20 protein-coding genes, 1 tRNA gene and 2 pseudogenes are annotated in these 22,462 nt (G+C 52.4%); 12 read left to right on the forward strand and 11 right to left on the reverse strand.

From position 1 onward, the window contains the following. Positions 1 to 2: 2 nt before the first annotated feature. Positions 3 to 715 (reverse strand): annotated as a pseudogene (locus RC74_RS12460) (IS6 family transposase). A 247-nt stretch (positions 716 to 962) separates the two neighbouring features. Between RC74_RS12460 and RC74_RS12465 the strand changes: the two are divergent. The 8 genes and pseudogenes from RC74_RS12465 to RC74_RS23870 all read left to right on the forward strand — a co-directional run. Continuing rightward, on the forward strand, positions 963 to 1,349 hold the full coding sequence (locus RC74_RS12465; RefSeq protein ID WP_039000231.1) for a Fur family transcriptional regulator: 387 nt from the start codon (positions 963 to 965) through the stop codon (positions 1,347 to 1,349). Between the two features lie 31 nt (positions 1,350 to 1,380). Then, on the forward strand, positions 1,381 to 2,007 hold the full coding sequence (gene zrgA / locus RC74_RS12470) for a zinc uptake protein ZrgA (RefSeq protein ID WP_062628257.1): 627 nt from the start codon (positions 1,381 to 1,383) through the stop codon (positions 2,005 to 2,007). Then, positions 2,008 to 2,709: an ABC transporter ATP-binding protein gene (locus RC74_RS12475; RefSeq protein WP_062628258.1), complete on the forward strand. Its 702-nt coding sequence runs from the start codon at positions 2,008 to 2,010 to the stop codon at positions 2,707 to 2,709. It begins immediately after the preceding gene. Continuing rightward, complete coding sequence (locus tag RC74_RS12480) at positions 2,706 to 3,956, forward strand: ABC transporter permease (protein WP_062628259.1); 1,251 nt, start codon at positions 2,706 to 2,708, stop codon at positions 3,954 to 3,956. Before RC74_RS12475 ends, RC74_RS12480 begins: the two co-directional genes overlap by 4 nt. 22 nt (positions 3,957 to 3,978) lie before the next feature. Continuing rightward, positions 3,979 to 4,479 (forward strand): DUF3299 domain-containing protein, encoded by a 501-nt coding sequence (locus RC74_RS12485; protein ID WP_062628260.1) that lies wholly within the window; start codon positions 3,979 to 3,981, stop codon positions 4,477 to 4,479. Beyond that, on the forward strand, positions 4,473 to 4,982 hold the full coding sequence (locus RC74_RS12490) for a DUF3299 domain-containing protein (RefSeq protein ID WP_062628261.1): 510 nt from the start codon (positions 4,473 to 4,475) through the stop codon (positions 4,980 to 4,982). The genes RC74_RS12485 and RC74_RS12490 overlap by 7 nt, the downstream gene beginning before the upstream one ends. Positions 4,983 to 5,743: 761 nt before the next feature. Beyond that, positions 5,744 to 6,988 carry a hydantoinase/carbamoylase family amidase gene (locus tag RC74_RS12495; RefSeq protein ID WP_062628262.1) on the forward strand — a complete coding sequence of 415 codons (1,245 nt, stop codon included), beginning with the start codon at positions 5,744 to 5,746 and terminating at the stop codon, positions 6,986 to 6,988. A 341-nt stretch (positions 6,989 to 7,329) separates the two neighbouring features. After that, a pseudogene (locus tag RC74_RS23870) lies at positions 7,330 to 7,422 on the forward strand (IS200/IS605 family transposase); the annotation flags it as partial. A gap of 199 nt (positions 7,423 to 7,621) precedes the next feature. On the opposite strand, the gene RC74_RS12500 reads toward RC74_RS23870, so the two are convergent. Next, positions 7,622 to 8,881 (reverse strand): tetratricopeptide repeat protein, encoded by a 1,260-nt coding sequence (locus RC74_RS12500; protein ID WP_052274564.1) that lies wholly within the window; start codon positions 8,879 to 8,881, stop codon positions 7,622 to 7,624. A 285-nt stretch (positions 8,882 to 9,166) separates the two neighbouring features. Beyond that, positions 9,167 to 9,553 (reverse strand): hypothetical protein, encoded by a 387-nt coding sequence (locus tag RC74_RS22225; protein WP_156477468.1) that lies wholly within the window; start codon positions 9,551 to 9,553, stop codon positions 9,167 to 9,169. 563 nt (positions 9,554 to 10,116) lie between these two features. Between RC74_RS22225 and RC74_RS12510 the strand changes: the two genes are divergently transcribed. Next, positions 10,117 to 10,557, forward strand: a complete 441-nt coding sequence (locus RC74_RS12510) for a DUF6165 family protein (protein ID WP_052274565.1) — start codon at positions 10,117 to 10,119, stop codon at positions 10,555 to 10,557. A 496-nt stretch (positions 10,558 to 11,053) separates the two neighbouring features. Here the strand turns inward: RC74_RS12510 and RC74_RS23555 are convergent, their stop codons facing one another. The 3 genes from RC74_RS23555 to RC74_RS12525 form a co-directional block, all read right to left on the reverse strand. Continuing rightward, positions 11,054 to 11,407, reverse strand: coding sequence for a DUF6525 family protein (locus RC74_RS23555; RefSeq protein WP_335339541.1), 354 nt, complete (start codon positions 11,405 to 11,407; stop codon positions 11,054 to 11,056). Next, on the reverse strand, positions 11,350 to 12,570 hold the full coding sequence (locus RC74_RS12520; protein WP_039004680.1) for a GTP-binding protein: 1,221 nt from the start codon (positions 12,568 to 12,570) through the stop codon (positions 11,350 to 11,352). The genes RC74_RS23555 and RC74_RS12520 overlap by 58 nt, the downstream gene beginning before the upstream one ends. Before the next feature lie 108 nt (positions 12,571 to 12,678). Beyond that, positions 12,679 to 13,320 carry a metal-binding protein ZinT gene (locus RC74_RS12525; protein WP_039004681.1) on the reverse strand — a complete coding sequence of 214 codons (642 nt, stop codon included), beginning with the start codon at positions 13,318 to 13,320 and terminating at the stop codon, positions 12,679 to 12,681. A gap of 652 nt (positions 13,321 to 13,972) precedes the next feature. On the opposite strand from RC74_RS12525, the gene RC74_RS22520 reads away from it, so the two are divergent. From RC74_RS22520 to RC74_RS12550, 3 genes are all read left to right on the forward strand, one after another. Then, entirely contained in the window at positions 13,973 to 14,269 is a 297-nt protein-coding gene (locus tag RC74_RS22520; RefSeq protein WP_169798739.1) for a DUF3489 domain-containing protein, read from the forward strand. A 124-nt stretch (positions 14,270 to 14,393) separates the two neighbouring features. Further along, positions 14,394 to 14,690 (forward strand): DUF2924 domain-containing protein, encoded by a 297-nt coding sequence (locus RC74_RS21785; RefSeq protein WP_236939919.1) that lies wholly within the window; start codon positions 14,394 to 14,396, stop codon positions 14,688 to 14,690. Continuing rightward, the gene (locus RC74_RS12550; protein ID WP_062628268.1) at positions 14,687 to 16,333 is read left to right on the forward strand and encodes a recombinase family protein; all 1,647 of its coding nucleotides are present in this window, start codon (positions 14,687 to 14,689) and stop codon (positions 16,331 to 16,333) included. The genes RC74_RS21785 and RC74_RS12550 overlap by 4 nt, the downstream gene beginning before the upstream one ends. 211 nt (positions 16,334 to 16,544) lie before the next feature. Here RC74_RS12550 and RC74_RS12555 read toward each other — a convergent pair. The 5 genes from RC74_RS12555 to RC74_RS12575 form a co-directional block, all read right to left on the reverse strand. Beyond that, positions 16,545 to 16,619 (reverse strand) — tRNA-Gln (locus tag RC74_RS12555). A 221-nt stretch (positions 16,620 to 16,840) separates the two neighbouring features. Then, on the reverse strand, positions 16,841 to 18,337 hold the full coding sequence (locus tag RC74_RS12560; RefSeq protein WP_039003942.1) for a phosphomannomutase/phosphoglucomutase: 1,497 nt from the start codon (positions 18,335 to 18,337) through the stop codon (positions 16,841 to 16,843). Positions 18,338 to 18,382: 45 nt separating this feature from the next. Next, positions 18,383 to 19,987: a KpsE/RkpR family capsule polysaccharide export protein gene (locus RC74_RS12565; RefSeq protein WP_039003941.1), complete on the reverse strand. Its 1,605-nt coding sequence runs from the start codon at positions 19,985 to 19,987 to the stop codon at positions 18,383 to 18,385. Beyond that, positions 19,965 to 20,624 carry an ABC transporter ATP-binding protein gene (locus tag RC74_RS12570; RefSeq protein ID WP_039003940.1) on the reverse strand — a complete coding sequence of 220 codons (660 nt, stop codon included), beginning with the start codon at positions 20,622 to 20,624 and terminating at the stop codon, positions 19,965 to 19,967. The genes RC74_RS12565 and RC74_RS12570 overlap by 23 nt, the downstream gene beginning before the upstream one ends. Before the next feature lie 194 nt (positions 20,625 to 20,818). After that, a complete protein-coding gene (locus RC74_RS12575; RefSeq protein WP_039003939.1) occupies positions 20,819 to 22,078 on the reverse strand; it encodes a Na+/H+ antiporter NhaA in 1,260 nt (419 codons plus the stop codon). Between the last annotated feature and the right edge of the window lie 384 nt (positions 22,079 to 22,462).

The raw sequence follows: 22,462 nt of genomic DNA on the forward strand, positions 1-22,462 counted from the left end.
TCTCAAGCAGCCTTCAGTTTACGCGTGATGTCGTCCCAGAACCAATGTGCGTCGGCTCGAGTCGGACGGTAGGCAGCGGCTGAAAGTGTATGGCGGCGCGGACGGAAGATGGTTTGGACCTGATCATGAACGGAAAGAAATCGCTGGGCTTGTCTCGGCGATTTGAACCTCCCCATAATCTTTTCTCGCCGTCGTGTGGGGCGATGTGACCCTTCGGATCGATTGTTAAGCCCTTTGTGGCTGCGGTGCTCTATTCTCGAAGCAAGCTCCTTCAAGGCGGCGCCATAGCTTCGGAGTTTATCGGTGACGATCACCCGTGGCTCGCCAAATGCCTTGAATAGCTTGCGGAAAAATTGGCTTGCAGCCCGTTTACTGCGCCGGAATTGACGAGGATGTCCAGCACATCGCCTCGACTATCAACCGCTCGCCACAGCCAATATTTCTTGCTGTTTATCGGAAGGACGACTTCGTCCAAGTGCCATTTGTCCGCAGCTTTGGGTCGATCTCGGCGGATCACTCTGGTATATTGTGACCCAAACTTGGCAACCCAAGCGCGGATGGCCTCGTAGCTGACCACAACGCCCCGCGCGGCCAAAAAGTCTTCGACATCGCGCAAACTCATGGGAAATCGGTGATAGGTCCAGACGGCGTATGCGATAATCTCAGGTGGGAAACGATGGCCTAAAAAGGCGCCGGATTGCTTGGGCTTGGTCATAAGGATACCTACCGCTAAGGGTGTTGCCCCGCAACTTGACGACGCCACAGCCATTTCTCGATGCTGCGGCCCGTCATTGCGACCATTCGGGCTGAGTGCAGCATTTTAAGGTGCAAGATGTCGGTCAGCGGACAAAGTGAGCTTTTGCTGTGACTGCGCCAATGACTGGTTTGGCGATTTCAGGATTTATGTCTTGAGATTTGTTACTTTATAAAATAATAAATTCCTAAAAGAAGGAGTTCAGTATATGAGAAAGCGCGCGGCGGCCCGACAAACGGATGTTTTGAGTGTGTTGAAAGAATGCGACAGACCGATGACTGCGTACCAAATCCTTGAACGACTTCAGGTCAGTGAGCCGGATATTGCGCCGCCTACGGTCTATCGCACGCTCTCGGCTTTGACTGATCAAGGACGCGCGCACCGTCTCGAATCCATCAAGGCCTTTGTGCCATGTCGCTGTAGCCACGTCGAAAGTTTGCCTGTCTTGGCTATCTGCGAAGACTGCGGGTCAGTTGATGAACATGACGGGAGCGATCTGCTGCCGAAACTCACAGCATTGACCGATCAAAACGCCTTCCATGCGGTGCGGCACATCGTTGAAATTCACGGGCTGTGCGGCACCTGCGCAGCCTGATCCATTTTTACCAAACCATATTGGAAGTATCATGAAACAAACATTCCCCCTTATTGCACTTGTCGCTGCTTTCCCTGCCTTTGCAGAGGACGCACGCCAACTTGACGCCCATGAACATGGCGTTGGAACGCTTAATATCGCGATAGAAGGCACGACCGTCGCGATGGCGTTCGAAGCACCCGGTGCTGATATTGTTGGGTTCGAGTATGCAGCGACAAGTGATGCCGATCAGTCCGCGATTGATGCGGCAGTAGCTATACTCGGTTCGCCGCTTGATTTGTTCGTTATGAGCGCAGCGGCAGGTTGCACTGTTGTCGAGGCGCTTGCTGAACTCGAAAGTGAAGACGGGCATGGGGAGCACGGTGACGAGCATCAAGATGATCACGCCGACGAGGAGCATGAAGATCATGCAGAAGAGCATCACCAGGATGAGGCCCATGAAGATCACGCAGACCATGCTGACGAAGCGGGACACACAGAATTCCATGCAGAATATGCGCTGAACTGCGAAAGTCCTGATGCGTTGACCGAGATCACTTTCGCCTATTTTGAAACCTTCCCAAATGCACAAGAAGTTGAAGTGCAGATGATCACCGCATCCGGTGCGCAAGCATTCGAAGTAGAACGTGACGCGCCCGTTTTGGATTTGGGGCGTTGAATGCAAGACGCTGATCCGATACTCGAAATCACTGACGTTGCCTATCGTTGGCCGGGGCGGGCTGGGTTTTCTCTAACGGTCCCGCACGTCGCGGTTGCGGTGGGCGAGTCTGTGTTGCTGCTCGGCGAGAGTGGGTCTGGAAAATCGACGTTTTTGTCGTTGATCTGTGGCACAATCCTGCCGGAGCGTGGCAAGGTTGATATTGCGGGGGTGGACATCACCGCATTGTCTGGCGGCGCGCGCGATAAAGTCCGGGCCGAACAGATCGGTGTGATTTTTCAGCAGTTTAATTTGCTGCCTTTTGGGTCTGTGATGGACAACATTCTGCTCCCGCTCCGTTTCGCTCCCGCGCGACGCAAGCGTGCTGGTAACGCGACGGTAGAGGCTTCACATCTGTGTTCTGCGCTTGGTTTGCCTGCCGGCGTTACCAGTGCGAAAGCCACGGCGCTAAGTGTTGGCCAACAACAACGCGTGGCAGTTGCACGTGCATTGATCGGGCAACCGCCGCTGATCATCGCGGATGAACCCACCTCGGCCCTCGACGCAAATAGTCAGATCGCCTTTCTTGACCTGCTGTTTGAACAAACGACAACGCACAACACGTCGCTCCTGATGGTCAGCCATGATCCGCGACTGGGCGAACGCTTTGATAGGGTGATCCGCATGGAAGACATCGCGCAGATCGAAAGGGTGGCGGCATGATCTTGCGCCTTGCTATTGCCTCGCTCTTCGCACGTGCGCTGACCGTCGCCATGACCATCCTTGCCATCGCCTTATCGGTGGCGCTATTTCTTGGTGTCGAAAAGGTGCGGACGGGGGCCAAGGCCAGCTTTTCCGACACAATATCCGGCACCGATTTAATTGTCGGAGCACGATCAGGGTCTGTGCAATTACTCCTTTATTCCGTTTTTCGCATCGGCAATGCGACCAACAACGTGACATGGGAAAGTTATCAGGACATCGCGGCGCGACCAGATGTTGACTGGATTGTGCCGATTTCACTGGGAGACAGCCATCGCCAGTTTCGCGTGATGGGCACGACCCAGGCCTTTTTCGAACATTACAAATATCGCCAAGGCAGATCATTGGCGGTGTCCGACGGCGCCATCATGGATGACCTGTTTGATGCGGTAATCGGTGCCGACGTTGCTGCAACACTGGGATATCACGTTGGTGATCCGATTATCGTCGCCCACGGCCTCGCGTCCTTCACCGAACATAAGGATCAGCCGTTCCGCGTGTCGGGTATTTTGGAAAAGACGGGCACGCCCGTTGACCGCACCGTCATCGTCAGTATGGAAGCGATTGAGGCTATCCACGTGGATTGGCAAAGCGGCGCACAGGCCCCCGGCAAGTCGACACCCGCGGATGTGATCCGCGAAATGGAACTCACGCCCAAGGCGATAACTGCCGCCCTTGTCGGCGTCGAAAGCCCCCTACAGACCTTTGCTTTGCAACGCGCCATTAATGAATACAAGGAAGAGCCTCTCCTCGCGATATTGCCTGGCGTTGCCTTGCAAGAACTCTGGGGTATTGTTGGCATTGCGGAAACGGCGCTCCTCGCGGTGTCCGCAATGGTGGTTGTCACGGCCCTCATCGGCATGATGGCCACCATTTTTTCCAGCCTGAACGAACGCCGCCGCGAGATGGCGATTTTTCGGGCCATGGGCGCGCGGCCTTTCACGATTCTGAGCATGCTTGTCTTGGAGGCCATGGTGATGGCGGCGGTTGGTGCATTGCTTGGATTGGTGCTCTTGTACGTTGGGTTGATCATCACACAGCCGATCCTCGATAGCGCCTTTGGCCTTTGGCTGCCGATTGATGCGCCCATGATGCGGGAGTTTTGGGTTATCATTGGAGTGATTTTTGCTGGCGCAATCGTGAGCCTCGTGCCAGCATTACGGGCTTACAGGATGTCTGTAGCTGATGGTATGATGGTAAACACGTGATGCTAAGAATGAGGTGGATACAATGCTAAATCGCAGAAAAACTCTTATGCTACTGTCGGGTACGGCCGTTACACCCAAGATAGCATTTGCGGCAACACCAAGGGAAATCACGTGGGAAGACCTTCTTCCGCCAGGGCTGCCGTATTCAGAAATCGTTGACATGGGCGAAATGGACTGGGAAAACGATGTCTGGACCCCAATCTACGATGCAAATGCGATCAAGCTTAACGAAGAGCTTAACGGGGCATATATCAAGATGCCGGGGTTCATCATTCCCTTTGAGACGAGCGCGGAAGGTGTGACCAATTTCATGCTCGTGCCCTACCTCGGCGCATGCATCCACACACCACCGCCGCCCGCAAACCAGCTTGTGATGGTCGACACCGCACAGCCATGGCCGGGAGATCAACTTTGGGATCCTGTCTGGGTCACGGGTACGATGAGTACGCAATTGCAATCCACAAGCCTTGGCCAGACAGGATATTCCATCGAGGCCGATGATATGGAAGTCTACGAATGGTGAACCGTCATTTGCAGCGCCGTGCGCTTCTCGCAGGTATGGCAGCGGCAACACTTGTGCCCAGTATGGCACGCGCCGAGGAGTACATCGACCTTGATTGGGAAGACTTGCTGCCAGACGAGCAATCAACCATTCCAAACGCGTTGCTCAGCTCGCTGGCCCATGACGAAAGGGCGCCGCTAACAAGCCAACAGCCTGAGTCAAGCGGCGTCAGAACCGAGTGGAACGGCCAAATTGTCCGCCTTCCTGGGTTCATCGTCCCTATAGATTATACGGGTACGGGCGTTACTGCATTTATCTTGGTGCCTTACGTGGGTGCCTGCGTCCACGTCCCGCCGCCGCCAGCAAACCAACTTGTCTTTGTCACGACACCGATGCCTTATGAAAGCAGTGGCCTGTTCGAACCAGTTAATGTCATTGGCATGTTTGGCGTGTCATCCATGAGTACGCATCTTGCAGAAATCGGGTACGCATTGTCGGCGGACAAGATTGAGCCGTATCGCTAATAGCGATGGTGACGCGCGCTATTTGGAAGCGATACGTTGGGTGGGTAAGCTGGGCAGGGTGTCGGCGCTCTATACAAAGGCAAGTATTTATCAAGCCGAGCTCCCGCAACCAAAATAATCAAATAAGTATTGTGCATTAAATGCTCTTTTTTCAAAACCGTTTTGCACCAAAATAGAACATCGTCCCTATCTCATCCCGAAAACGAAAGAAGGCGGCAATGCGTTAGCGTGCCACCCTCAGATCAGTTAACGCACGTGCAGGTACATACTGATGAACCATCTATTAGATAAATCCGCATAAACATACAATAATAGCTTTGAACTCTGTTTCCGCAGCGTATCATTTCTACACCTAATTGCGGCGATCGAATCTTCCAAACAAACCACCAGAGGACGTGAACAGACTCGGCACGCGAGGGAAATGCGTTTGAAGCTGGAGACCACACTACGGCTGATTAACACTTCCTATGTCTGTAAATTCTGCATTTTTGGCAAGCATCAACGCAGTGATACGATTGTCGCAAGCGAAAATGTATTGGAAACAGCCGTCCATCCCTTGAGGGTAATCGAAGTCGCAGGGGAGGGTTGTCGGCTTGCGACTCGGTACGCAAGAGAATTAGGACTGAGAGCGAAAGGTGTGCAACAACGCAAAATAAGTCAATTTGGGCATACTCGAACAACGCGACCCTTGGTAAGACGGGTTTCAACACTAGTGAATTCAGACCCCATTGAAACACTAGTTCAGACGCAAGAGGAACGAAATGAAAGCCGTGAAAATTCCCCATATCGACACAAAAAAGGTCGAGGAAATGATTTTGGCCTTGGGCGCGATTGGCGCGCATTCTGGAACGGGTGTCTGGCGGACAGTGTATTCAAACGAATGGGTGGCAGCCCAAAACCTCGTAGCGGATTGGAGCCGGGCGGAGGGTCTTGATGTTCGATTTGATGCTGTGGGCAACCTTTGGGGACGGGTTGATGGCGTCGACGGTGGGAAAATCATCGTTTCCGGATCTCACATTGACAGTCAATGTCCGGGTGGGCGTTACGATGGAGCACTTGGCGTCGTGGCGGCTCTCGTTGCAATCGCCGCTTTGAAAGCTGAGTTTGGTTCACCTCGAAAGCCACTGGAATTCGTGTCGTTTTGCGAAGAAGAAGGCAGCCGGTTTCCAACCGCTGGGTTTTGGGGATCGCGGGCAATCGTCGGACGAGTGACGCCGCAAGATTGCGACACCGTTTTAGAAGCAACAGGCGATAGTATTGGCAGCACCATGGCTGCAATCGGCTTTAATCCGGCGCGTATCGCTGAGGCTGCGCGCAATGATATCGAGGCTTTTGTCGAACTCCATATCGAGCAAGGCCCCATCCTAGAGGATGCGAATTTGCCAGTGGCAATTGTGGATGCAATTACTCACATTCGACAAACTAAGGTCACGCTGACAGGGCAGTCCAACCATGCCGGTGCTTTTCCCATGGATATACGCTGCGATCCTATGGCGGGGTTCGCTGAAGTCGTCACATCGGTGATCGATCACGCTCATACTCTTGGGCGCCCCGCGGTCACGACCATCGGGCAATGCATACCAGGCCCGAATAGTGCCGCGATCATTCCACGTTCAGTGACCTTTACCATTGATGCCCGTCATCCGAATCCAGAAGCGGCTGCCCTTCTTTATCAGACACACGATAGAATGTTGTCTGAGATTGCGACGAGACGAGGCCTTACTTTGGAGACGCAAATCCTAATTGATCATCCCGCGTGCCCAAGCGATCCAGACCTTCTTTCCGCGCTTGGTCGGGCAGCAGACTCCGCCGGTGTTGCAACCATGCACATGGCTAGCGGGGCAGGTCACGATGCGCAACAAATGGCTAAAATCTGTCCGATTGCAATGATCTTCGTGCGTAGCAAAGACGGGCGTAGCCACACGCCGGAAGAGTTTTCGACCATTGAAGACATCGTGGCGGGCATCAAAGTTCTCGCTGGTGCCTTATACGAGCTCGCCTATTAAGCGAAGCGTGGGAAAGGAAACCAGCTCTGTAGGGCGGGCATTTTTAGTTGTTTATCCGAAAGATATTCCACTACGCTTGCCAGACATCCTGCGGGACCATTAGCAGCTATGTGTTCACATTGGTCTACGATAAGACCTTCCCGTTAAATTGTCAGCCACGGTTTGTTAAGACCTAAAGGTCTTAGCTTCAGATCTTACTTGGGCAATCAAATCAGCTTCCGTCGCTAACTTTTAAATGAGTATGGCGTATACGGCCGAATCATGAGTTTTCCTTTTGCGTGCCAACAGGCTGTTATTACTCAAAAGCCGCAAGTTAGGGTGGCGCGCACCTTGTGTGCGTCTATTTTTCAACCACCAACGGGGCGATCACAGAGGATGTTGTACTTCAGTACCTGGAAAATCACATCCGTAATCCTACCGTCGCCAGACGGTAGTCGTTTAGTCACAGGAAAATTTTGAAAATTCGGGTGTGGTTCAATGTGGTTTAGGGAGGCGGTGTCTCCATCCATGTCGGGAACCGCTATTCGAGGCATTGTTAACATCCAGGTGAGAACATTACTTAACCAGCAGGAATATGTACGGCAGGTACTCAGTGGTGGGCCGTGAAATCCACCGAAGTCCGCGTCAATTGTTTTATTTAGCATCCAACATAGAATAAATAGAAGCTCTCATGTCTCGCAAGACACCAGTCCAGTCGCCGTCTATGGATTGGCGGAACAGGCGGTGGCGAGGATACCATGGAGTTTCTGTTTGGCCGTCCCTCCACCTCGCATCCGATCGCCTTGAAAGGGCGAGCCACGCGGGACAGCCAAGTGCTCCCGCAACATGGCCCACAGCCGTGTCCGGAGTGATTATAAGATCGAATGCGACCATCAAGTCAGCACTTTCCAGAAAGCTGGCGGGGGCAGCGTCGAGTCCCGAAAAAACATGTATGCCAAGCTGAGATTGCATTTGTGTCAATTGGTCGAGGCCATCCACGGCCTGTAAGCTATATAATGCCACCCCGCTAATACCAGATATGGCTTTAAAAGCAGATAAGGGAATTGACCGCGTAGAGTCGCCCGCGAATGATTGGCTGCCTTGCCAAGCGATACCTATTCTTAGCCGTGCGGGCCGAAGCATTTTCCTATGGCGCATGACTTTGGCAAAGTCTGGGCTGAGATAGGCTTCGCCAGCCCAAAGCTCACCATCGGTGAGCTTCAATATCAGAGGGACATCCATTAATGCCGCTTGATAATCGGCATCAACATCAGCCGGCACGATGGAGTAGAGATCACCTTTAAACCCAGATTGCCGGCAAATTGCATGCAAGCCTAGGTGAAGACCTAGAATGACGCATGCGCCAAGAGCTTCGACGAACCGAACAAATCGCATGATTTGCACTGTGTCGCCCAATCCTTGTTCACCAGCGAGTACAATCCTCTTGCCTGCAATGCATTGTCCTTGCCATTCAGGCCACCCGCCAGCCTCCATCGCCAAACCCACACGTGCCGGGAATAACTTATGCCGAACCTTGTAGTCTTCGAGACCGCCTAAAAGGTTGCCCATCCGTATTTTCAGTTCTGCACGTCTCAGTATTGCAACATCAAGACTAGGCTCCAACTCAAGCGCTAAGTTTAGGTTCCTCAGCGCTTCATCGCGCTCTCCTAAAAGATCACATGCATCCGAATACATCACTAGGGCACGAATATTATCAGGCGCGCCCTCAAGGACTTCTTGCAAGCAGGTCATAGCATCGAGAGCATTGCCCATCTGCAGATAGATAATGCCCCTTTGGGTGCGACGCTCTAGGCACGGTGGAAGAGTCGCGTCTTGGCTTTCCAATTCAACCAGCGCGACGTCAAGTTCGGCAGCTTCGATCAGGAGCCAAACCTTTTCTAGCGCCTCAGTCATGCGGCGTGTTCATTGATATTGTTTTCTGGGGCTGGCCTAAGCTCATTCGCGGATATCCGGCTGAATAGATCTCAATCTTGTAGATGCTTTTTTCCCTGATTGTGGTGGCATGATCAAACTTCGAGAATTCAAACTCCTCTAACAGATCTACCTGCTGCAAAGCTGAAACTACTAGCTAAGCCAAAAATATCGAATTGGTTAAGGCTATCTGAACCCATTAGGACTGACTTCAGCCACCGTCGGGTTGTCAGACTACTTTCAGTCAGAAGAGTAGCTCTCCCGACTTTAATCAGGAACGGTGCCAGTTAAATAAGGAATAGTTCCCGCTGCTTCAGGAACGGTGCCAGTTAAATAAGGAATAGTTCCCGCTGCTTCAGGAACGGTGCCAGTTAAATAAGGAATAGTTCCCGCTGCTTCAGGAACGGTACCAGTTAAATAAGGAATAGTTCCCGCTGCTTCAGGAACGGTACCGGTTAAATAAGGAAGGGTTTCGCTACCTGGTATTTTCGCCGTGGCTGCCCTATTGCTGCCAACTGCGTCAGCTGCTGATATGGTGGGTACGCACAACCCAGTGACAAGTACGGACCCAAGGGCGAGTACGGAAACAGTCTGCCGGAACGACACTCTAGACGAAAGGCTTTCTTCTTCGACCCTTAGTTCGCGAATAGGCATGTTCTAATCCTTTATCATTTTCTGAAGACATGGCTTCAAAACAGGTAAGCCTGCAAGTCCCAGCGGTGCTTGGTTCATCTGGTCCAAGCATTACGCACAAAGCCGGACACAGGTCAAGATTGAACGATCGCACGGGAGCATCCGAAACTCTGTGTATGGGGTTTAGCCCATGCGGTTAAAGCGGATCATTTATTGAACCGCTCTGGATCGAAACGCGGCGCTTGCATCCCACACTCGGCGCGCTTCATAATATAGTCAATCAGATGAGCCTAATCCCCTTAGGTCAGTCTCCCTTTGTTTCGAAAAACGCTGACGATGGACAATATCTTGTGCAATCATAAACTTTCAAAGGATGACTATTTGGCGGTGGGTATCGGAAGATCCAAGCGTGAAAACCTAACGCCGCGTCCATCTTCGGCTCTTGAGAACACTGTCATCAGCGTTGATTATCAAAATAATGACGATTTCAGTTAGAAAATCTTTTACAAGAACGGCTTTATTTTGCTAGATTACGGGCGACGCGACGCGCTTTATGTTCACGACAAAGTAGAAGTAATAGCAGAATGACAGGCTCTTCCCCCAAATCAGTCAATGATGGGTTGACCGTGCTTATTTCAATTGGGTTCGGAGATTTTTTGGATCGTTTGACGATTCTAGAGATCAAATCTGAACGTATTCAAAATGTTGAAAAGAAAAGGACCGCTCAAGAGCAGTTGGCCTCTTATAAATGTGAGTTCCAAAGAGCGATTCAACAGTTTGATCAAGATTGCATACGTGATCTTGCCGAACTTAAGTCCAAACTAAAGGAGATCAATTGGCACCTTTGGGACGTCGAGGATGCACTCCGTCTGAAAGATGCGACCGAGTGCTTCGATGATGATTTTGTAAGACAGGCTCGCCGAGTGTATTTTCTAAACGATAGAAGGGCTGAAGTAAAAACCTCCATTGACCATGCTTGTGGCTCAGCCGTTAGTGAAGTGAAAGAGCACGCTACCGCTCCTTAATCCCAAATACCGACAGATATATGAGCCTTCTACACGAAGAGCCACCCGCAGAAGGTTCATTCAACTCATCCCGCAAACGCTCCATTTTGGAACGGGCGCAAACAGCCTTAATCGATGCTGTCAAAAACCCCGCTCAATACCCGAGAAGTTGTTGAAGGTTTTTGGCCCTCTAGGTGGTAGCAGACATTAGCTGCGTTGCAGAAAATCGGTAAAGAGGGCTCACTTCCGCCATTCGTCGCGTTTGCACAACAGAAAAACTGATCGCGACCCCGAGTGTCCGCTTTCATCATGTTGCCAATTGGGTTTGCCGGCGCAGCGAATGGCGGCTCTCCGCCCTTTAAGACATATACATGGTGCAAAAATTGGGCCAATTACCTCGCCCATCAATGTCGCGAACGGCCCTAGCGGACTTTGCTACATTCCGCAGCGAGTGGCGAAAATGAGATGGCTCACTTGTGTTTTGCTTTGTATCCAACGTCCGTGCTCTAAAGTTCCTCTATTCAAAGCCCCAAATTTTTTTGGCTTCCTTTTTGAGTTTTTTTGCCTCTAAATGGCTCATGTATAAGTGAACGGCCTCCCTGTCATCTTCGTACGTTTTCATGGCGGACAGCCACACTCGAAGTACCGAACGTGGCGACCATGGCAGTGCAGCTTGTGAAAGCCATCCCCGCAGGTCCGATGGTAGCCGATCATAGTCTGCCATCGGATTTCCAGTTCGCTTTCTACGACGCAGGCTCGTACGTGCATTGCTTTTATATCGCGCCAAGGAATCTTTCTTGTGATCCATGTGATTTACGCCGCGTCGGGCGCACGACGCCATTTGGGGAATGGATCTGCTAAATGGGTCCATGCCTCGGGGGTGAAACTGTGCGCATCGTCGACAAGGGCGGCATCCAGCGCGGCAATGATCACCTCTTTTTCCAAACCGGCACCGATAAAGACCAACTCTTGACGGCGATCCCCAAATGGTTCTTGCCAATGTTGTTCAAGATAAGCTGTTGCTTGCGGGGTGTCTGGGCGCCGATCTAGGGGAACGGTGGCCCACCATACGCCAAGTGGCTTGATGCTTGTCATCGCACCAGCCAGTGAGAACTCAGCAAGCCAATCGGGCTGCGTGGCGACCCAAAAATGCCCCTTGGCACGAAGGACACCGGGGAGGGGCCCGTTGAGCGCTGCATGTAGCTTTTGCGGATCAAATGGCTTGCGTGCGCGATAAACGAAAGATGAAATTCCATATTCTTCTGTTTCGGGAATATGATCGGCAAAGCCATAGAGTTCTTTGGCCCACAATGGATTTTCTTGTGCCTTTTCAAAATCAAACAGACCAGTGTTGAAAATGCGGTCATGGGGCACTTTGCCGTAATCTGCCTCAATAATCTGTGCATCAGGGTTCAGCGCCACAACAATCTTACGCGCGGCATCAAGTTGCTCATGACTTGCATCCGTTGCCTTATTGAGCACGACCACATCGGCAAATTCGATCTGTTCCACCAGCAAATTGACCAAAGTGCGATCATCGTTTTCGCCCATGACTTCGCCGCGGTCTTTCAAAAAGTCATGGCTGGCGTAGTCTTTGAGTAAATTCACAGTGTCGACGACGGTGACCATCGTATCAAGGCGGGCCACATCTGACAGGCTCACGTCGTTCTCATCGCGAAAGTCAAACGTGGCGGCAACAGGCAGCGGTTCTGATATGCCTGTCGATTCAATCAGCAAATAATCGAACCGACCTTCGGCGGCGAGCCGCGTCACCTCTTGCAGCAAGTCATCCCGTAAAGTGCAGCAGATACATCCGTTGGTCATCTCTACGAGTTTTTCTTCTGTGTGGCTTAAACCTGCACCGCCATCTCGAATGATGTCTGCGTCGATATTAACTTCAGACATATCGTTCACGATGACTGCAACACGACGTCCGTCTCTGTTGCATAGAACTTCGTTGAGAAGAGTGGTTTTACCCGCACCGAGAAAGCCGGAGAGGACAGTAACTGGGAGACGTGTATCTTGGAGTGTCATGGTCTGTGGCCTAGCTTTTTAAATGTTCGTTTGGATCAAAACAACGCGCCAGAGCGGCCTCGCGCGTTGTTAACTCGGAGAGCGAGGTCTCCGAGTTTTGTGCGTGACTTAATGCGCCATCATCTCGTGTGCGATGTCTTCACCACTCATTTGAGCTGGGAAATAAGTTGGCCAGTTGGTCACTTCTGTCAGCAAAGCATCACGGTCGTTGCCCCAATAAAGGTGGTAGTGGTCTGCTTTTGTTGGAACAATATTGTGGTCGCTGAATTGAATTGATGTCGGCGCTTCAGCATCGCCGCCTGATTTTCTAAACAGATAGCGCACACCTTGGTTGCCAGATTCATATGTCAGGATTTCGTAACCATCGTCTTCGTACTCGCCCTGAATAGGCGTGCCATCGCGAAAGAACGTCACAGTAGAGGCATCGATCAAAATGCGTTCTACGTCAGTTTTATACCCAGTTTGGTAATACGCTTGGTATTCTTCGACGGTTTTTTCACCACTTTCAGCCTTGTGGGCCATGACAGCATCTAAAGTACCATCCTGTAGGTAAGGATAGATCGACTGCCAATCCGCCGCCCAATCGGACAAGGCGCGTGCTTGAACTTGGGATTCATCGATAAGAGCAACCTCTTCAGCTTGATGAGCGTGGGTGTGTGCTGTCGTTGTCTGAGCCGTCGCCGGTGTTGAAAAAGCGACCAGTGCGCCAATTGCGATGATGCCAGCTCGTTTGAGTGTTGTGCGTTTCATTATATGTCTCCAGTTTTTGCGACTCTTTTGTTATGTTATATCATAACATCACCTGAGTTACATGGATCAAATACATTTTGCAAGGCGTGTTGAAAATTGCTTGTGAGATTAAGCTTGGTAGTTAATGAACGTCACAGCGAAAGTCGGCTTCCGGCCCTTTATAGCAAGGAACATATTACTTTTGGCTTGTGCAAGCTAGGTGGCAGGCGTGCCAGCCTGTGGGTGTCTTGTACAAAGGCAAGTATTTATCAAGTCGAGCTCCCGCAACCTATACTGCCAAACAAGCCACCTTCGGGTGGCTTTCGTTGTTTTTGGGACTTTCCAATGGGTCTCAAAGCTCGCTTGGTGCCTACATGTCAGACCCTGTCGTTCTTCGTTTTGCCTCTCTTCACCCTCGTAGTCTTGCCAAAGTGCACGTGCATTCCATCCGTGAGTTTTTGACGGCAGTCTTGGTTGAAGTCGTGATTTAACCTGCATGGTGTATTGGCTTCTTGGCGGTCTCGTTCTTTCCACTGGACTTCATCCTCACGGGAAGCGTCACTGGCACGGCGCCGACGCATTTTTAAGGTGTCGCCGTTGCCGCCCGGACGCCGGGCTCTTCTCAGTACTAGGGGCGGAATTGGCCTGCTCCGGAACCGAAGCGGAGATATTCATGGATCAAGTTGCACAAGACCTAGCGCTCAAGGGGGGTGCAAAACTGCCTGCGACGCTTGCTCAAAGGAAGCAGAATAAAACCAAAAAGGACCGACTTATTGCGCTGTTGTCCAAACCAAATGGCCCAGGGGTGTCCGTTCTGTGTAAGGCGCTGTGCTGGCAGAAACACACGGTGCGGGCCGCGCTGTCAGGGCTGCGCAAACAGGGATTGGCAATAGAGACCGCGAGATCTGTGAAGGGCGATGAGGCGGTTTACACCCTCACAGTACAGTCAAAAGTAGAGATCCATTCATGAACGCAGCGCCACAAATCGGGGCGGACATTGTTCAAGACGACCCCTTGGCCGACCGTGCAACTTGCCTTGAAGTCTGGCGGCGGGTGTTTGATGCCCCACCCCCAAGCGGTTGTCTGTCGGGTTCTTGCGAAAGGCAATTAGCCATGAACAACAGTGCCAGAAACACGGGCGCGTACCAAAACAAACCCTGCGACGCCTGCGGGTAATGGCAAATGGCAAGGTGCCGAACACCTGCTCGACGTCCTCTCTGAAACCCGGTGCACATCTGATGCGGGAGTGGAACGGACGAACCTATCAGGTTGAGGTGGTCACGGAGGGCTTTGTGATGGACGGCCTGACCTATAAATCCCTGTCGGCTATCGCCAAACGCATCACGGGTGCGCACTGGTCTGGCCCGCGCTTCTTCGGGCTTGCGCAATGAAGCCCAAGATCCGCTGCGCGATTTATACCCGTAAATCCTCCGAAGACGGCCTTGAGCAGGAGTTCAACTCGCTAGATGCCCAAAGGGAGGCCTGCACCGCTTACATCACAAGCCAGAAAGCTGAATGCTGGGTGTTGCTGCCGGAAGCTTATGATGATGGCGGTATCTCGGGCGGAACCCTAAAGCGGCCCGCTTTGCAACGCCTGCTCACCGATCTTGATGAGGGGCGTGTTGATCAGATCGTTGTCTACAAGATTGACCGCCTATCTAGGTCGCTGGCGGACTTCGCAAAGATTGTGGATCGGCTGGACGGGGTAGGGGCGTCTTTTGTCTCCGTCACCCAGTCGTTCAACACAGCTACCAGCATGGGGCGACTGACCCTGAACATGCTGCTGTCGTTTGCCCAGTTTGAACGCGAGGTCACGGCAGAACGAATTCGGGATAAGATCGCCGCCTCCAAACGCAGAGGCCTCTGGATGGGCGGCAACGTCCCGCTCGGCTATGATCCAGACGGTCGCTCCCTGATAATCAAGGAGTCGGAAGCGAAGACAGTGCGCGTGCTCTATGATCTCTACAGGGAGCACGGAAACATACGTCTGGTCAAAGAGCGGGCGGATGGTTTGAACCTGCGGTCAAAGCAGACGGTCACGGCCGCGGGCGTGACAAGAGGTGGCACGGTGTTCGATCGCGGCCACATTCACCATATCCTGACCAACCCGATTTATGCCGGGCGCATCCGGCATCACAAAAATATCTATGAGGGATTGCACGAGCCGATTATTGATCCCGAGATGTGGGATCAGGTTCAGCGAAGATTGATGGAAAATCACGCGCGGGTCCGCGGAGAAAAGAACGCGGCTCACCCGTCGCCCCTCGCTGGAAAACTGTTTGATGAGACAGGTGACCGGTTGACGCCAAGCCATTCAAGCAAAAATGGCAAAAGGTTGCGGTACTATATCTCGAGGCGCTTGGTCACGGATCGGAGCGTAAACCATCCTGATGCCTGGCGACTACCCGCACCGCAACTCGAAGCAGCGATTGCCAAGGCCGTCGGGGAACATGTTTCGGCGCCAGGGTTTCTGCCGAGGACCATTCCGGGCATCAAGGCAACAGATGTTGACCAGTTCCGACAGCGCATGGACACTTTGGCTTCTAATCTGAATGCAAAATCCACAGTGAGCAGTTGGGCAGACTTGATTGCCAAAACCATCATTGAGCCAGGATCGCTTGCAATCTCTTTAAACGCACAGGTCATTGCAGATCATCTGGGCCTAAAGGCGGATCGGCTTGAATCGGATGCCCTTCAGATTACAGCAGCCTTCCGGCTTCGGCGCAGAGGTGTTGAAACAAAGATCATCCTTGGCAGCAGCCCTCCCGAGATCGACCAGATCCTGACCCGCAACATCGCGAGCGGGATAGGTTGGTACACGGCAATCAGAAACGGCACTACATTTGAAGAAATAGCTGCGCGCGAAGGAAGCTCTGTCCGTCGGATCCAAGCAGTGACGAATCTCGCGTTTCTCTCGCCGACCATGATTGAGCGTGCTGTTAATGGAACTCTGCCGCATCACATTACAACAGACTATCTTCTGAAGAAGGGCTTCCCTTCTGACTGGGCCCAGCAAGGCGATTTGCTCACTTAGCCTGTCGGCAAACACGTCAACACCAGAACCTGTCACAACACAAACTCACCCCAAACTCGCACCGCGGGAATGTCGAAGAGAGATATTGGCCATATGATGGCTACGTTTGCTCTCTGAAGAGCGTCTCTCCTTGAATGTCGTACAGGCAAGTCGCTGAATACACGCTACAAAAGGGCGGGTACTTCGTACGTTCAAAAAGAGAAGAAGTGTTTGGCTGGGATGGTAGGATTCGAACCTACGATCTGCGCTACCAAAAAGCGTTGCCCTACCACTAGGCCACATCCCAACTGTTTGCGGGTTTTACGACGGGATTGCGGAGTCTTCAAGCCCTGATTTGGTAAAAAGTCGGGATTTTTATCGGAAGGGCGTTTGGTTGGCGTCTTAATGGGAATACCTTAAGCTTTCCGCAACAAAATCAGCCGAGTGAACCCATGTTGGGGCAGGAAACGGGGTGTTTCTGTTTCCTATTGATTCAGAGTGGGGTTATTGGCTGCAAGGGGTGCGGACTCAAATTTTCTGGTCATACTCCCCAACGAGTGGCTCGGTGCGGATTATGGCGTCAATATCGGCAAAAATTGCGTGCATTTCAGATTCGCTCTCTGGGCTTTCGCAGACGACGACCAGATTGGGTGTATTCGAGCTTGCGCGCACGAGGCCCCAAGCGCCGTTGTCGAGGATGATGCGGGCGCCGTTTACGGTTACGACTTGCTTGATCTTGCGGCCCGCGATTAAGCCACCTGAAGCTTCCAAAGTGACGATTCTAGCGACCAAACGCTCCAACACATGGTATTTTTCCGTATCGGAACAATAGGGTGACATCGTGGGGGTGGCCCATGTTTGAGGCAAGGCTTTTCGTAGGTCTGACATTTTCATGTCCGGATTTCGGTCCATAAGTTTGCAGATTTCAACGGCCACGCGCAAGCCGCAATCATATCCCCGTCCTATCGGTTCCGCGAGGAAATAGTGACCGGATTTTTCGAACCCTGCGAGGGCTCCCAGTTCTTTTACTCGGCGTTTCATATGACTGTGGCCGGTTTTCCAATAGTCGGCGGTGACGCCGTTTTTGATGAGCTCGGGGTCCGAGGCAAAAAGTCCAGTCGATTTGACGTCTGCAACAAAGGTGGCGTTGGGGTAAATTTTTGAGAGATCTCGCGCCATGATAACCCCGACTTTGTCAGCGAATATCTCTTCGCCTTCATCGTCGACGACGCCACATCTGTCACCGTCGCCGTCGAATCCAAGGGCGAAGTCCGCACCTGATGCGCGTACGCTATCGGCCATGTCGTGGAGCATTTCGAGGGCTTCAGGATTTGGGTTATAGTGCGGGAAAGTGTAGTCGAGATCTGTGTGGCTTGGTACGACTTCAACCCCTATGCGTTCAAAGACAGCAGGTCCAAAGGCGGCCGCCGTGCCGTTGCCCGTTGCGCACACAACTTTGAGCTTTCGCGTCATTTTGAAGTCGCCGACAAGATCGTCAATATAGGCTTCCCTTACCCCGTCGACAAATTCGTAGGCCCCACCGGGGGTGGCAATGCCTTCGCCGTTGAGGACGATGTCGCGCAGTTCGGACATCTCGTCAGGGCCATGGGTGAGGGGGCGTTCAAAGCCCATTTTGACGCCGGTCCAGCCGTTGGGATTGTGGCTTGCGGTGACCATTGCAACTGCAGGGACATCAAGATGGAATTGAGCGAAATAGGCCATTGGGGAAACCGCAGGACCGATGTCTTTGACTGTAATTCCAGCCTGCATCAGACCCAACATCAGAGCATTTTTTATAGACAACGAATAATCGCGGTAATCATTGGCTACGACGATAATCGGTGGGATGCCGCGACGCCGCATTTGTGTCCCAAGCCCAAGCCCGAGTGCCGTGATCCCAACAAGATTTATCTCTTCGGGAAACCTCCAGCGTGCGTCGTACTCGCGAAAACCAGTGGGGACAATCATGGGGTCGCGCAGAAATTCCCACGTGTTAGGGCTGACGGATTTAGCGGGAGTTGCCATGGTGAAAACGTCCTTAATAATTTCTTGTTGGTGTGTAGAAAGCACCTATGAGGTTATCTGTTCACGCAAAATGGAAGCGGTGAGGGACGCCATTAGGTAAATGCCAGAAAAGATAAAAAACGCGAGGATCGTATTCTCGAACGCGCGCGGATAACTCGGGGCATCGGGGGCATTCGGGGCGGCAACCGTCACGAGGTAGCGTGTTTGACGGCCGGCCTCGATCCGCGCAACTTCCATTTGTTGGAGTGATGTTTGAAGCATCAGAACGCGGGTGGCGAGTTCGCTTTCCGCGACTTGGAGTTCGCCTTGAATGCGTGCAAGCGAAAGCCCGTCGCTGCGCCCCTCGGTAAGTTGCGCGCGCAGATCGTGGATTACGGTTTTGCGGTTGGCAATCCCTCGCTCCAACGTCTCTACTTTGGTTTGGTTGGGCCGCTCATTGGCCATGAGTTCCTGAAGCGCAATCGAGTCTTCGGTTACCCGCAATTCAAGCGCAGAAATGCGGGTGGTCAGCAGGCTAACCTCAATTTCGGTGCTGATAACATTATATAATTCCTTGAGTTCAATAACCCGCTGCTGTGCGCCCTCCATTGCGATTTCGGCGTCACTATAGCTTTCACTCGCACCGCTCATTTGGTCATTGCGTACACGTTGACTTAAATTATCAATGGTTTCTTCGGCATAGGAAATAAGCGCCCGCGCAAAGGCCTCGGCGTTTTCAGGTTCGTAAGCAATGACCTCCATTTGAATGACGCCCTCAGTGGGATCAAACCCGATTTTGACGTTCTTTTTATAGAGTTTATAGGTCTCTTCATAGGATGCGTCACGCGGGAGCCGCTGAACGGGATCAATAAAGGAGGCACTCATGCGTTCGCGATACCCTAAGTCTCTATCGAGGCGCAGCATCGCATCGCGATTGAGGAGGTAAGTTTGGACAACGATGGAATCTGTATCGCCAAATTGTGTGCCTGCCAAGAGGCTTTTGGATCCCGCGGGCCCTTGAGATTGCTCAACCTTTAGGACGGAACTTGTGGCGTACATCGGGGTGGCCAACACGTAATAATAGTAGCCAGCCAAAAACGTTGGCAGGAAGATGAAAAACGCCAGACGCGCAAAAAGCATCGCGAGATTGCGACGACGGCGACGTACAATATCGCGCTGAATACGGCTGATTTCTGCTATGCCATCGTCGGGTGGAGCCAGCTCTGTTGTTGGAAGATTTGAGCCTGTTACCGGCATGGTCTGTGGCAACATGAAACCGTCGTTCGTCGCGGAGGACTCTTCGGCGGAAACCAACTCAAGCATATTGGCGCGCTTAAACGGGTCGATACCTTTCGCACGCAGCAGGCGGACGGCATCAAAATCCGACGTTGGCGCAAGCGCATGTTTTTGTGCGACACGACGCGCCATACGCAATTGGCGACCCGTCAGGTTTTCGCGGCGAATGTTGGCAATATCCTGATCAGGTGGGGTCGAGCCCTCGGCGCTGGACGTGTTTGCTTGCGGGGTCTCTTCGGGAGGGGGAGTCGGGCCGGAATTTCGCGCCACCGCCGGCATTGTTAGGCCCGCAGTGAGCGGAGTAGGGTTTTCGGTTGCAGCTTTGATAACACCGCGCCGAATGTTGAATCGCTTAGCTCTTGGTTTCGTAGTCATAGAGCCTCTTTGCTTCTTCTAGGGTGTCAAACATATGCAGTCGCCCACGGTGGAGGACGGCAGCGGATTTACAGAATTTTTCTAGGGTTTTGGCCTGATGGGATACGATAATGACGGTTGCTTTGCGCAGGCGATCCCGCAGTAACGTCCCCGCTTTACGATTGAATTCGACGTCCGTTGTCGACGGCATACCCTCGTCTATGAGGTAGATATCAAAATCGAGCGCCAACATAAGGGCGAAACTAAACCGCGCACGCATACCGGCACTATAGGTGCCCACGGGGCGGTCAAAATATTCCTCAAGCGCACAGAGCCATCGGCAAAAGGCCTCAATGTAATCGGGGTCCAAGCCATAGAGGCGGGCAATATAGCGTGAATTTTCCATGGCGGAATGTTTGGTAGAGATGCCGCCCATAAAGCCAAGCGGAAAGGAAATTCGGCAGTTGCGATTGATTGTGCCCTCGTCGGGTTTTTCAAGGCCAGCCATCATATTGATGAGGGTCGTTTTTCCGGTGCCGTTGGGGGCAAGGATACCCATAGAATTGCCAAGCTCGACGCGAAACGAGGCCTGCTCAAGAATGACCTTGCGCTGCGTTCCGGTCCAAAAGGACTTACTGACTTCTATAAATTCGAGCATTGCTCGCCTCAATTGTGCCTCTGGTATCCCGATACCCTTAACGGGTTCTAGTTAATGTTAGATATAGAGGATCCCTGAAGCAAAGTATGTCGCAAAAAACACCCAATTTTACAATGGGCGTTGTTTATTGACTGGAAGCAATGTGGCGAATCCAGAGAGATTTGCTTAAAATCCGCCAAAATTGGCGGAGAAGCCTAAAATTGTTTCTTTTCAACGCGGGTAATTTTCCCAGCGACAATGGCCAAGACAGCGGCCCCGAAACTCAGGAGCGCCCCCATTTTCGCGGCATCCTGCACAGGGCCGGTTTCAAAAGCGACCGAGGCGATAAAGAGGGAAACCGTAAAGCCAATCGACGCAACACAGCCGATGACGAACAGGTCCGACGTTTTCATCCCCACGGGTAGACCAAATCGCAAGACATGCGCGCCGATATAGCCAAAGATAAACACCCCCAGTGGTTTGCCGATAATCAGGCCGCCCAGCACGAGCCAAGTTGGGTTGCCAATCGCGCCAAATTCCACACCTGCGTTGAGCAAACCAAAGAAAAACAGGATGACTTCCACGGGGTGTTTGAGCAGGTGTTCGCAATGGTTGAGGAGGTCAGTTAGGTGCTTCTCGGCCTCGGCAAATATCCCGAATTCGCGGTCTGCGTGGGGGATTGTGGGGATAATTGGAAGCAAGCCAAGGGATGGGTGCAGGCCCGCTTTTTGGAAGCCATACCACGACAAACAGCCTGCGATCAGGTAGGGCCAGAAGCCAAAGACGCTGCGCATTCTCGTGGAGTTTCTACGCAACTGATCGCCCTTGTCCATGCGACGGGGCAAGTAGTTGAACAGGAGATATACGAGCACCGCAGCCCCCACGGAAAGCCCGAGCCACTGAAGGGCCACATCCCCCGTTGGGTAGAAAATGGCCAGAATTAGAAGGCCGGCCGCATCATCCGCGATAGCCAGTAAGAGAAGGAACCGCACAGCTGGGTGCCCAGCACCGAAGACCAAACGCCCAACAAGGTAGGAAAACGCGATGTCGGTTGCGGTCGGAACCGCCCAGCCATTTGCCACTGCGTCAAAGGTGGTGCTGCCCATGAAATAAGCGATCCCGAGGTATATGGAAATCGGGCCGACCATGCCGCCGAGCGTGGCAATCAGCGGGGTTGCGGCCTTTTTGCCGCGCAAACTGCCGTTTTTGAGGATCACAGCTTCCCAGACTTCCTTCGCGGCGATGGCAAAGAAGAAGGCCATCAGGACATCATTCACAAGATAGTGGAGCGTCAATGTGCGGGTGATTTCGCCATGACTCTCATGAAGTTCTCCAATGAAAAAGTCGGGAATGAGAACCAGATGAACAAAGTGGTTATAGCTCTCCGCATTGATATTTGCCCAAATCAGCGCAAGGAGGGCGCCCGCAATAAGCAAAATCGAGTAACTTGTGATGAAATTCCAGACGCGATACATTTTTGTTCCTGCGCTCTAATTGCTGCTGGAATCGAGATACTGGAAAGACATCCTGCTCGCAAGAGGGGGCGTGGCCGACAAAAGGCCGCCATGGATCGGCATTGATGGTGTCGTCTAATCGCATAGTGTTTTGCAAGTATTTTTTGCACATTCTAACGATCGCGGGACGATTTCAGGCCCCAGCGTGTTTGTCAAAGGTAGTTTTGCACTCTGATCCTGAGGTTCGAGAGCTCGTATGCCGGGTGCAGGGTCGTCTTCGCGGTCGACATATAGCCGCCGCATGATGGGTTTAGCAGGCAGAGCTTCCAATGTGGATGACGCACTCAGCAGTGAATGCCGGTGCAGCCCATCAAACGGAATTGCTCAACCCACGTCCCGGCAGGG

The organism is Falsihalocynthiibacter arcticus, from assembly GCF_000812665.2.
Classification (GTDB): domain Bacteria; phylum Pseudomonadota; class Alphaproteobacteria; order Rhodobacterales; family Rhodobacteraceae; genus Falsihalocynthiibacter; species Falsihalocynthiibacter arcticus.